At 72.7% G+C, this 12,025-nt stretch carries 9 protein-coding genes; 7 read left to right on the top strand and 2 right to left on the bottom strand.

The window, feature by feature from the left end; all coding sequences use genetic code 11:
* Positions 1-19 precede the first annotated feature (19 nt).
* From RM445_RS05030 to glmS, 3 genes are read left to right on the top strand one after another with little or no spacing between them, the layout of a single operon-like run.
* Positions 20-3,802: an ABC transporter ATP-binding protein gene (locus tag RM445_RS05030; protein WP_311554816.1), complete on the top strand. Its 3,783-nt coding sequence runs from the start codon at positions 20-22 to the stop codon at positions 3,800-3,802.
* Between the two features lie 60 nt (positions 3,803-3,862).
* Positions 3,863-4,132, top strand: coding sequence for a hypothetical protein (locus RM445_RS05035; RefSeq protein WP_311554817.1), 270 nt, complete (start codon positions 3,863-3,865; stop codon positions 4,130-4,132).
* A 29-nt stretch (positions 4,133-4,161) separates the two neighbouring features.
* On the top strand, positions 4,162-5,988 hold the full coding sequence (gene glmS, locus RM445_RS05040; protein WP_311554818.1) for a glutamine--fructose-6-phosphate transaminase (isomerizing): 1,827 nt from the start codon (positions 4,162-4,164) through the stop codon (positions 5,986-5,988).
* A 183-nt stretch (positions 5,989-6,171) separates the two neighbouring features.
* Here the strand turns inward: glmS and RM445_RS05045 are convergent, their stop codons facing one another.
* A complete protein-coding gene (locus RM445_RS05045) occupies positions 6,172-7,680 on the bottom strand; it encodes a GAF domain-containing protein (RefSeq protein ID WP_397469238.1) in 1,509 nt (502 codons plus the stop codon).
* Between the two features lie 167 nt (positions 7,681-7,847).
* On the opposite strand from RM445_RS05045, the gene RM445_RS05050 reads away from it, so the two are divergent.
* Positions 7,848-8,513: a response regulator transcription factor gene (locus RM445_RS05050; RefSeq protein WP_311554820.1), complete on the top strand. Its 666-nt coding sequence runs from the start codon at positions 7,848-7,850 to the stop codon at positions 8,511-8,513.
* Positions 8,514-8,578: 65 nt separating this feature from the next.
* Here the strand turns inward: RM445_RS05050 and RM445_RS05055 are convergent, their stop codons facing one another.
* The gene (locus tag RM445_RS05055; RefSeq protein ID WP_311554821.1) at positions 8,579-9,013 is read right to left on the bottom strand and encodes a GlcG/HbpS family heme-binding protein; all 435 of its coding nucleotides are present in this window, start codon (positions 9,011-9,013) and stop codon (positions 8,579-8,581) included.
* A gap of 206 nt (positions 9,014-9,219) precedes the next feature.
* Between RM445_RS05055 and RM445_RS05060 the strand changes: the two genes are divergently transcribed.
* The 3 genes from RM445_RS05060 to RM445_RS05070 are packed head-to-tail and all read left to right on the top strand — an operon-like array spanning position 9,220 to position 12,007.
* Positions 9,220-9,663 (top strand): diol dehydratase small subunit, encoded by a 444-nt coding sequence (locus RM445_RS05060; RefSeq protein WP_311554822.1) that lies wholly within the window; start codon positions 9,220-9,222, stop codon positions 9,661-9,663.
* Between the two features lie 29 nt (positions 9,664-9,692).
* Positions 9,693-11,405 carry a propanediol/glycerol family dehydratase large subunit gene (locus RM445_RS05065; protein ID WP_311554823.1) on the top strand — a complete coding sequence of 571 codons (1,713 nt, stop codon included), beginning with the start codon at positions 9,693-9,695 and terminating at the stop codon, positions 11,403-11,405.
* A gap of 2 nt (positions 11,406-11,407) precedes the next feature.
* Entirely contained in the window at positions 11,408-12,007 is a 600-nt protein-coding gene (locus tag RM445_RS05070) for a propanediol/glycerol family dehydratase medium subunit (protein ID WP_311554824.1), read from the top strand.
* Positions 12,008-12,025: the final 18 nt, after the last annotated feature.

Genomic DNA, 12,025 nt, shown 5'->3' on the forward strand with positions numbered 1-12,025 from the left:
ATCGGCCTACCGTGGAGGGGTGCAGTCCCCTCGTTCCTCACCGGAGCGACGGGGGTGGATCCGCCGCCTGACCGGCGCCTGTCTGCGCCATCCCGGAGTCACGGCCGCCGCGCTCGGCTCGTCCGTGATCGGTGTTGGCCTGGGTGCCGTCGGACCGCTGCTGACCCGGGTCGTCGTCGACGACGCCGTGGCCGGCTCCACCTCCGCGCTCGTCCCCGTCGTCACCGCGCTGGTCGTGCTCGCCCTCGTCCAGTACGGCGCCTCCTTCGTCCGCCGCTTCTACGCCGGGCGCCTCTCGCTCGACGTGCAGCACGACCTGCGCCGGCGCGTGTTCGACGCCGTCGCGCGCCTCGACGGCGAGCGGCAGGACGCGCTGCGCACCGGGCAGGTGGCGTCGCGGGCGATCACGGACCTGCAGCTCGTGCAGGGGTTGCTCTCGATGGTCCCGTTCACGCTCGGCACGGCGACGCTCGTGGTCACCTCCGTCGCGGCGATGCTCTGGCTCTCGCCGCTGCTCACCCTGGTCACCCTCGTGGTGCTGCCGGCCGCGGCGATCGTGACGATCCGGTCGCGGCGGTCGCTGTTCCCGGCCACGTGGTCGGCCCAGCAGCAGGCGGCAGAAGTCGCGCAGCAGGTGGAGGAGACCGTCACCGGCGTCCGGGTCGTCAAGGGCTTCGGCCAGGAGGCCCGCGAGGTCTCGACCCTGGAGGGGCGGGCGCGGCAGCTGTTCGCCGAGCGCATGCGCGCGGCCCGGATGACCGCCCGGCTCAACCCGGCGTTGCTGGCGCTGCCCACTCTCGGGCAGGTCGGCGTGATCGGCATCGGCGGCGGGATGGCGCTGTCCGGCTCGCTCACCCTCGGCACGTTCCTGGCCTTCACCACGTACGTGACGCAGCTCGTCGGACCGGCGCGGATGATGGGCGCCCTGGTGGTCAGCGCCCAGCTGGCACGCGCGGGCGTCGAGCGCGTCTACGACCTCGTCGACGCCAAGCCGGCGGTCACCGACCCGCCGGAGCCGGTGGCCCTGCCGCCGGGCCCCCTGTCGGTCGAGCTGGACGACGTGCGGTTCGGCTACGCCGGAGGCGAGGCGGTGCTCGACGGGCTGTCGCTGCGGGTGGAGCCGGGAGAGACGGTGGCGCTGGTCGGGCCGCCGGGCTCGGGCAAGTCGACGGTCACGCAGCTGCTCGCCCGCTTCTACGACCCGCAGGCCGGGCAGGTGCAGCTGGGTGAGGTGCCGCTGTCCGACCTGTCCCTGGTCGAGCTGCGCGCCGCGCTGGGCATGGTGTTCGAAGACGCCTTCCTGTTCTCGGACACGATCCGCGCCAACATCGCCTACGCCCGTCCGGACGCCACGGACGAGCAGGTCTACGCGGCGGCGGAGGCCGCGCAGGTGGCCGAGTTCGTCGACGAACTGCCTGACGGCTACGACACGCTGGTCGGCGAGCGCGGGCTCACCCTCTCCGGCGGCCAGCGGCAGCGTGTCGCGCTGGCCCGGGCCATCCTCGCCGACCCGCGGGTGCTGGTGCTCGACGACGCGACCTCGGCCGTCGACAACACGACCGAGGCGGCGATCCACGACACGCTGCGCGATCTCACGACCGGCCGCACCACGCTGCTCGTGGCGCACCGGCGCTCGACCCTGGCGCTGGCGGACCGGATCGCGGTGCTGGACCGCGGCCGGGTGGTGGACGTGGGCACGGAGGCGGAGCTGACCGTGCGCAGCCCGCTGTTCCGCGCGCTGTTCACGACCTCGGACGAGCGGCCCGTTCGTCGCATAGGTTCCGACGAGAGTGCCGTTCGTCCCGATGGTGTGTCGCCGGAGCTGTGGCCCGATCCCGTTGGCGACGTCGACACCCGGCCGGCTCGTGACCGCGCCGCCGGCTCGGGGCACGGCGGCTCTATGTCCGACCTCGGCGGCATCGCCGCCACGCCCGAGCTGCTCGCCGCCGTCGACGCGCTGCCGCCCGCCACCGACGTCCCCCGCCTCCCGGGCGAAGACCCCACAGCACCGGATCCCCGGTTCCGGCTCGTCCGGCTGCTGCGCCCGGTCCGCGGCCTGCTCGCGTTCACGATCCTGCTCGTCGGCCTCGACGCGTCGACCACCCTCGCGTTCCCGACCGTCGCCCGCTACGCCGTCGACTCGGGGATCACCGCCGCCGCGCCCGGGCCGCTGGAGACCGCGGTGCTGCTCGGGCTCGGGATCGTCGCGCTGAGCTGGGTGGTGGTCGCCGTGCAGACGGTGGTCACGGCGCGGGCCGGCGAGAGCCTGCTCTATCTGCTGCGCGTGCGCAGCTACGCCCACCTGCAGCGGCTGGGGCTCGACTACTACGAGCGCGAGCTGTCGGGCCGGATCATGACGCGGATGACCACGGACGTCGACGCGCTGTCGTCGTTCCTGCAGACCGGGCTGGCCCAGGCGGTCGTCAGCCTGCTCACCGTCGTCGGAGTGGCCGTCGCGCTGCTCGTCACCGATCCGGAACTGGCGCTGGTCGCGCTCGCCGCACTGCCGGTGCTGATCGTGGCGACGCTCCGGTTCCGGGTGCTGTCGTCGCGCGCCTACGCGGAGGCCCGCGAGCGGGTGGCCGTCGTCAACGCCGACATGCAGGAGAGCGTCACGGGCGTGCGGGTCGCCCAGGCCTTCTCGCGCGAGCAGTACAGCTCCGCCCGGTTCGGCGACCGCAGCCTGGCCTACCGTCGCTCCCGGATGCGTGCGCAGCGCTACATCGCGACGTTCTTCCCCTTCGTCGCGCTGCTGAGCGATCTCTCGACGGCCGCGGTGCTCGGCGTCGGCGCCGCCCGCGTCGCGTCGGGCGCGCTGACCCCCGGGGTGCTCACCGCGTTCCTGCTCTATCTCGGCTTGTTCTTCGCACCCGTCCAGCAGCTCTCCCAGGTCTTCGACGGCTACCAGCAGGCCCGCGTCGGGCTGCGGCGCATCGGCGACCTGCTGCGGACCCCGACGAGCGTTCCGGACGACGGAGCGCTCGAGGTGCCCGGCCGCCTGCGCGGCGAGGTGGAGCTGCGCGACGTCGGCTTCGCCTACACCGGAGCGGACCGGCCCGCGCTCGACGGGGTGTCGCTGCGGGTCGCGCCGGGTGAGACCGTCGCCCTCGTGGGCGCGACGGGGGCCGGCAAGTCGACGCTGGTCAAGCTGCTCGCGCGGTTCTACGACGCGGGCCGCGGCGCCGTGCTCGTCGACGGAGTGGACGTCCGGCGCTACCGGCTGGCCGGGTTCCGCCAGCGGCTCGGGGTCGTGCCGCAGGAACCCCACCTGTTCACCGGCGACGTCGCCTCGAACATCGCCTACGGACGTCCGGACGCCCCGCCCGCCGAGATCGAGGCCGCCGCGCGTGCCGTCGGAGCGCTCGAGCTGGTCCGTCGGCTGCCGCAGGGCTTCCGCAGCCCGGTGGGGGAGCGGGGGCAGGGGCTGTCGGCGGGCCAGCGCCAGCTCGTGGCGCTCGCCCGGGCCGAGCTCGTCGCGCCGGACCTGCTGTTGTTCGACGAGGCCACGGCGGCGCTCGACCCTGCCACCGAGGCCGCGGTGCTCGCGGCAGGCGACCGTGTGACGTCACGGCGCACCGCGTTCGTCGTCGCGCACCGGCTGGCGACCGCGGCACGGGCCGACCGCGTGGTCGTCATGCACGACGGCCGGATCGCCGAGCAGGGGCCGCCCGGCGCACTGCTCGCGGAGGGCGGGCGTTTCGCCCGGTTGTGGAGGGCCGGCGAGCTGGAACCCGCCGTGGACGACACGGACAGCGACGAGAACGATCTCGATGGAGTGAACCTACGCACTCGAACTGCCTGATTCCTGCCCGGAATCGGGCACGGATTGGCGATTTTTCCGCGCATGGGGCATCCTCGCCGGGTGACTCCGCGGCCGCACGCCGACCTCGTGGCCCACCTGGTGCGCTCCACCCCGCTCAACGAGGGCGAAGCGGACCGGGTGCTGGCCGAGGTCTTCGAGTGGTTCGCCGAGCCGGTGCCCGACTTCGTGCGGCGCCGGCACCGCGAGCTGGCGGCACGCGGGCTCACCAACGACAGGATCTTCGCAGCGATCACGATCGAGCTCCCGGAGCGGCTGTTCCCTGCGCCCCCGCTCTCGTCGCGGCAGCTGCGCCGCCTCGTCTACGGCTGACTCGGCCCAAATCGGAAGAGGTACACGCTATGTGCGGCATCGTCGGCTACATCGGTGCGCAGGACGCCGCCCCGATCCTTCTCGAAGGGCTGGGACGTCTGGAGTACCGCGGCTACGACTCCGCCGGAGTCGCGGTCGTGACCAAGAGCGGTCTCAAGATCCGCAAGTCGCAGGGCCGGGTGGCGGACCTCGTCGCCGGGCTGCCTGCGCGCTTCAAGGGCGCTCCCGGCATCGGGCACACGCGCTGGGCCACCCATGGTGAGCCGACCGAGGAGAACGCCCACCCGCACACAGACGCGGCCGGCCGGATCGCCGTGGTGCACAACGGGATCATCGAGAACGCGGACGAGCTGCGCGCCAAGCTGATGGCCGACGGCGTGGAGTTCCGCTCGCAGACCGACACCGAGGTCGTCCCGCACCTCATCGCCGCCGCGTTCGCCGCAGGCGCGCCCGACCTCGAGCAGGCCGTATGCCAGGCACTGCGCCAGGTCGTCGGTGCGTACGGCATCGCGGTGCTGGACGCCGACCATCCGGACCGGATCGTCGTCGCCCGCAACGGCAGCCCGGTGCTGCTGGGGATCGGCGAGCGCGAGATGTTCGTCGCTTCCGACGCCGCCGCCCTGGTCGGCTACACCCGGCAGGTCGTCTACCTCGACGACGGCGAGCTGGCCACGATCACCACCGGCGGCTACCGCACGTTCACCCTCGACGACCGGTCGACCGCCAAGAGCCCGGCGACCATCGACTGGGACATCATCGGCGCCGAGATCGGCGACCACTCCCACTTCCTGCAGAAGGAGATAGCGGAGCAGCCGCGCACGATCGAGCGGACCCTGCGCGGCCGTCTCGACGAGCGGTTCTCCACCGCGCACCTCGGCGGGCTGAACCTCTCGGTGCGCGAGGCCCGCGAGTTCCGGCGCGTGAAGATCCTCGGCTGCGGCTCGGCCTGCTACGCCGGTGACCTGGGTGCGCAGCTGATCGAGGACCTGGCCCGGATGCCGGCGACGTCGGAGTCGGCGTCGGAGTTCCGCTACCGCAACCCGGTCGTCGAGCCCGACACCCTCTACATCGCGGTGAGCCAGTCCGGCGAGACCGTCGACACCCTCGCCGCGGTGCAGGAGCTGCAGCGCAAGGGCGGCCGGGTGATCGGAATCGTGAACGTCGTCGGTTCGACGATCGCCCGCCAGTGCGACGGCGGGATCTACCTCCACGCCGGGGCCGAGATGTCGGTGGCGGCCACCAAGTCGTTCACCTCGACAGTCACGGCGTTCGCGCTGCTCGCTCTGCACCTGGGCCGCATGCGCGACCTGTCGCCGACCAACGGCAAGCGGATCGTCGACGGGCTCAAGGCACTGCCCGCGAAGATCACGGAGATCCTGGAGCTGGACGACGAGATCGCGAAGATCGCCCGCGACCTCGCGCCGCACGCGAGCATGCTGTTCATCGGGCGCCGACGGGGTCAGCCGGTGGCGCGCGAGGGCGCGCAGAAGCTCAAGGAGATCTCCTACATCCACGCCGAGGCCTACGCGTCGGCCGAGCTCAAGCACGGGCCGCTCGCCCTGGTGAGCCCGGACATGCCGACGGTGGCCGTGGTGCCCGACGACGACCTGTTCGACAAGAACACGTCGACGCTGGCCGAGATCAAGGCCCGTCGCGGCCCGGTGGTCGCGGTGGCGCACCGCGAGCTGCCGGTGGAGTTGGCCGACCGCACGATCGTCGTGCCGAAGTCGGAAGACGAGCTGGACCCCATCCTCATGTCGGTCCCGCTGCAGATCCTGGCCTACCACGCGGCCGTGGCCCTGGACCGCGACGTCGACAAGCCCCGAAACCTGGCCAAGAGCGTCACGGTCGAGTAGCCGAGCCCGCCCCGGGGTGTTCCCGCGAGTCGGCACGTTCGTCAGGCCGAGTGCGCACTTTCGTCAGGCCTCGACGGGCCCGGAGTGCACATTCATGCTGTCGAACGTGCCGACTCGCGCTGTCGAACGTGCCGACTCGCGCTGTCGAAATGACGGACTCGCGGGGGCGGGGGACGGGGCAGGTCAGGCGTCGGCGGCGAGGAGGCGGTCGCGGCGGGCTGCGAAGTGCGGGCGTCGGCGGTCGTGCATGGCCATGCGGACGAGCAGCCGCTCGTGCACCTCGAGGTCGTCGTGACCCAGGGGGTGCGAGGCGTAGTCGGTCAGCAGGTCCGTCTCGTCCGCCGTCAGCACCGCCCGGCGCAGGCCGGCCACCAGCGCGTCGCGCTCCTCCCGGATCTCCGGGGCGTCCGAGCGCGGCAGTAGCGGACCTGCGCACCCCCGCAGCGCCTCGGCCGGTTTCCCGGCCACCAGCGCCCGGCGGACCGTGCCGAAGTCGGTGTCGACGGTCGCGTAGAGCCGGTAGGGCCGGGTGCGCAGGACGTCCGCGCCGATCAGGGTGCGCAGTCGGAGGATCTCGCCGCGCACGGTGGTCGGGTTGCCGTCGTCGCCGTAGAGCAGCATCGCCAGCCGTTCGGCGGTGAGCCCGTCGGGGTGCAGCGCCAGCGCGGCGAGCAGCTCGGCGGGCCGGAGCGTCACCGGTACGGGCGTGCCGTCGAGCAGCACCGACGGGTGGTCGCCGAGGAACCGCAGTGACAGGGCCCGGCGCCGCGGCGCGGTGCTGGCGGGCTGCGTCGCGTGCAGCAGGTAGCCCTCGGCGAGCGGCTCGACGTCCATCTCCCGGCCGTCGTCGAGCCGCACGCGCTCCACGCCCGGCTCGATCCGGACGCGTGCCGGCCATCCGGTGTACGGCTCGCCGGCCAGGATGCGCCCGGTCGGCGTGACGAGTGCCCCCGGTCGGCCGCGCAGGCTCGCCAGGTGCGGCATGTTGCGGACCCGGAGCTGCTCGTCGGCGATCGCGAGGCGCACCCGCAGCTGGTTCTCCGCCAGCTGGGCCGTGGCCGCGAGCAGCTGCACCATCGCCGGATGCGCGGTGTGCAGGGGCCCGCTGATGTCGATCGCCCCGATCAGCGCGCCGGTGTCCGGGTCGTGCACGGGCGCGGCGGCACACGTCCACGCGTGGACGGTGCGCACGAGGTGCTCCGCGGAGTGGATCTGGACGGGCTCGTCGACGGCGAGTGCCGTGCCCATCGCGTTCGTCCCGATCGCGTCCTCCGACCAGCGCATACCCGGCGCGAGCCCGACCGAGTCGGCCGCGCGGAGCAGGCTGCGGGCACCTTCGCGCCACAGGATCGTCCCGTCCGCGTCAGTGACGATCATGACGTGGACGGCCTCGTCCGCGATGCTCACCAGCGTGCTGCGCAGCAGCGGGAGCACGGCGCCGAGCGGGTGCGCGGCCCGGACCCCGTCGATGTCGGCGGCCTGGTGGACGACGGGCGGGTCGTGCCGGTCGGGGTCGACATGGGCGGCGAGGCTGCGCCGCCACGAGTCGGAGACGAGGGAGCGCGGGACAGTGCCGGTGGCCGCGCCGGAGAGCACGGCGTCGTAGACCTCGTGCAACGCACGCGCCCGCTCGACGGGGTCGCTCGGGAAGGCCGCACCGTCGCGCAGCACAGCCGCGCCCTCGTCCCTCATGAGCACCTCGAGCACCGTCGCTGCTGCACCGTCCGACTCCCATCATCACGTCCGTCGCAGCAGGCGGCAACAACGCAGTCCCGCGTGCAACGTGAGGGCAACGTGACCGAGGTTACCGTCCGGCCGTCCGCTCACGAGGACGCCGCCGACGCCGCCAGGAGGTTCCCGTGACCCTGCTCGACCAGCGTCCGGTGCGCACGCAGGCCAGGAGGACCGCCCGCCTGCTGCTCGTCGACGGCGAGGCGATCGTCCGCTTCGGCCTGCGCCAGTTGTTCGCCGCCGACCCCGATCTCGTCGTCGTCGGCGAGGCCGCCGGCCCCCGGGACGCGCTCGCGCTCGCCGACCGGTGCCCGCCCGATCTCGTCGTCCTCGATCTCGACCTCGGCCGCGACGGCGCCGGGCTCGACCTCGCCCGTCGGCTGCTGGAGCGCCACCGCGGGATCCGGGTCCTCGTCCTCACCGGCTCGCGCGACCGCGACCTGATGATGCAGGCCATGCGCCTGGGCGTACACGGGTTCCTGCGCAAGAGCGCCGACACCGCGGAGGTCGTCGCGGCGGTGCGGTCACTCCTGCGTGGCGAGGGCGTGTTCGACGCGGGCCCGGTGGTGGTCGACGTGCTGCGGCCCGACGAGCCCCGCGGGCCCGTGCTCACCGAGCGCGAGACCCAGGTGCTCAAGCTGCTCGCGGTGGGGATGAGCAACCGCGAGATCGGCGAGCGGCTGCTGATCTCGGAGGCGACCGTCAAGTTCCACGTGCGCAACCTGCGCGACAAGCTCGAGGTGCGGCGGCGCACGGAGATCGTGCACACCGCCACGCGTCAGGGCATCGTCTGACGGTCGCCCGGCTCAGCCGATAGAGGGGACCGGTGGCGCCGGTCCCCTCCGCTCGACGGTCGGCCTCAGACCGTGGCCGTCTCCAGCGCGACCGCCGCCGCCTCGGCCACGGTCACGTCCTGGTCGACGCTCCCCGCGCTCACGCCGACGGCGCCGATGATGGTCCCGTTGCGGGTGATCGGGACGCCGCCGCCGAACGCCACCAGTCCGCCCGAGGTGTGCTCCAACCCGTACAGCTCGGCGCCCGGCTGCACCAGCGGCATGAGTGCCGCGGTCGGCAGCTCCATGAGGATCGCGGTGCGGGCCTTGCGCTGGGAGATGTCGATGCTGACCTTGATCGCCCCGTCCTGACGGCCGAACGCGAGCAGGTGGCCGCCGGCGTCGACGACCGCGATGTTCATCGGCTGCCCGATCTCCTCGGCCTTGGCGAGTCCGACGGCGAGGATCCGCTGGGCTTCGGAAAAGGTCAGCGATGCAGCGGATGTCAACGATTCGCTCATGGTCGCCGAGTGTGCCTCGCGCCCACCCCGCCGGCACAGAGCAGCGAGCCCGCGCCCTGACCGGCTGGTCAGGGTGCCGACCCGGCTATCCGGACAGGGTGCTGGTCTTTTCGGTCCGGGTGAGGGCACGGTAGATCCGTCGCCCCCGCCGCGACCGTCCGGCGCAGGCGCGACCGTCCGATTGGATCCACGAGGAGGAGCCGTCGATGACCGCCAGCACGTCCCGAGCGCCACTCACCACCGCCGACTACCCACTGTCGGTCAACCGCCCGGACCTGCTGCGCACCCCCACCGGCAAGGCGCTGTCCGAGCTGACGATGGACGCCGTCGTCTCCGGTGCCCTCACCGCCGCTGACGTGCGCATCGCCCCGGAGACCCTGCTGCTGCAGGCCGAGATCGCCGACGCCGCGCGGCGCCCGCAGCTCGCCGCGAACTTCCGGCGGGCCGCGGAGATGACCGCGATCCCGGACGCCGAGGTGCTCTTGATGTACAACGCGCTGCGCCCCCGGGCGAGCAGCGCCGAGCAGTTGGACGCACTGGCCGAGCGGCTGGAGGGCGAGTACGGCGCCACGGCCTGCGCCGCCCTGGTCCGCGAGGCCGCGGAGGTCTACGGCCGCCGCGACCTTCTGGCCCGCCCGGAACAGGATTGATTCGGCAAGGACTGACGGAGGAACCGACGATGACGACCACCCAGCCCGCCGGCCAGTCCCGCAAGCGGACCTCGCTCCGCACCGACATCCTCGAGGACCGCCCGGTCAACCTCGACGGCTTCGTCGAGGAGTGGCCCGAGAAGGGCCTCGTCGCGATGGAGAGCGCGTTCGACCCGGAGCCGGGCGTGCGTGTCGAGGACGGCGTGATCGTCGAGCTCGACGGCAAGCCGCGCGCCGACTTCGACTTCATGGACACCTTCATCGCCGCCCACGCGATCGACATCGCCACGACGGAGGCCTCGATGGCCGTCTCGTCCGACGAGATCGCCCGGATGATCATCGACCCCCGGACGAGCCGGGACGAGGTGCTCGCGGTCATCCGCGGGCTGACCCCGGCCAAGATCCTCGATGTCGTCCGGTTGATGAACGTCGTCGAGATCATGCAGGGCATGCAGAAGATGCGGGCCCGGCGCACGCCCGCCAACCAGGCGCACTCGACCAGCGCCCGGGACAACCCCATCCAGGTCGCCGTCGACGCGGCGGAAGGGGCGGTGCGCGGGTTCGCCGAGCTGGAGACGACGCTCGGCGTCGTCCGCTACGCCCCGCTCGTCGCGATCGCCCTGCAGGTCGGCGGCCAGGTCGGGCGCGGCGGCGTGCTCACCCAGTGCGCACTGGAGGAGGCCACCGAGCTGGAGTTGGGCATGCGCGGCATCACCGCGTACGCCGAGACCATCTCGATCTACGGCACCGAGTCGGTGTTCGTCGACGGCGACGACACCCCGTGGTCGAAGACCTTCCTCGCCTCGGCCTACGCCTCGCGCGGCATCAAGATGCGGTTCACCTCGGGCACGGGCTCCGAGGTGCAGATGGGCAACGCCGAGGGCAAGTCGATGCTCTACCTGGAGATCCGCTGCATCCTCATGGCCCGCGGCGCGGGCGTGCAGGGCCTGCAGAACGGCTCGATCAGCTGCATCGGGGTCCCCGGCGCGGTGCCGGGCGGCATCCGGGCCGTCGCCGCGGAGAACCTCGTCGCGAGCCTGTGCGACCTGGAGGTCGCCTCCGGCAACGACCAGTCGTTCTCCCACTCGTCGATGCGGCGGGTGGCGCGGCTGATGCCGCAGCTGCTGCCGGGCACCGACTTCGTCTGCTCCGGCTACTCCGCGGTGCCGAACGCCGACAACATGTTCGCCGGCTCCAACTTCGACACCGACGACTACGACGACTGGAACACCATCCAGCGCGACCTGCAGGTCGACGGCGGGCTGCGGCACGTCCGGGAGGACGACATCCTGGCGGTGCGCCGGCGGGCGGCCGAGGCACTGCAGGCGCTGTTCCGGCACCTGGACCTGCCGACGATCACCGACGCGGAGGTCGAGGCGGCGACCTACGCCAACTCCTCCAACGACTACCCGCTGCGCGACGTGCTCGCCGACCTCAAGGGGGCGCAGTCGGTCATGGAGCGCGGGCTCACCGGCGTCGACCTGGTCAAGGGCCTCGAGGCCACCGGCTTCCACGACGTCGCGGAGAACCTGCTGACGGTGCTGCGCCAGCGCGTCTCGGGCGACCTGCTCCAGACGTCGGCGATCCTCACGCCCGAGTTCGTGCCGCTGTCCGCGATCAACGACGCCAACGACTACGCCGGCCCGGGCACCGGCTACCGCCTGCAGGGCGAGCGTTGGGAAGAGCTCAAGAAGCTCCGCCACGTGACCTCCGCGAGCAACCCCGAGACCGAGGTGAGCTGACCATGAGTTCTCCCACTGGGCCCACTTCCACGGCTGAGCGCACGCTCAGACTGCGCGACATCGGCCCCGCCCGCCGCGGCACCCGCCCCGACGAGGTCGTCATCGCCCTGTCACCGGCCTTCGCGGGCATCTTCAGCAAGACGATCGTCGAGGTCCCGCACGCCGAGGTGCTGCGCCAGCTGCTGGCGGGCATCGAGGAGCAGGGCGTCACCGCGCGGGTGATCCAGGTGCACGACACCGCGGACCTCGCGGCGATCTCGCACCTCGGGGCCCGCCTGTCCGGCTCGGGGATCAGCGTCGGCGTGCTCTCCCGGGGCACCACGATGATCCACCAGCGGGACCTGGCCCGGCTGAGCAACCTGGAGCTGTTCCCGCAGTCGCCGCTGCTCGACGCCCCGGTGTTCCGCCAGATCGGCAGCAACGCGGCCCGCTACGCCAAGGGCGAGTCGCCCGAGCCGGTGCCCACGCGCAACGACCAGATGGCCCGGCCGCGCTGGCAGGCGAAGGCCGCCCTCCTGCACCTCAAGGAGTTCGAGACCATCGAGGCCGGGCGCGGGCCGGTGGAGGTGGAGCTCGACTTCGAGCTCAGTTCCGCCGGATAGATGGGCGGAGCTGACCGC

Source organism: Pseudonocardia charpentierae (assembly GCF_031845345.1).
GTDB lineage: Bacteria > Actinomycetota > Actinomycetes > Mycobacteriales > Pseudonocardiaceae > Pseudonocardia > Pseudonocardia charpentierae.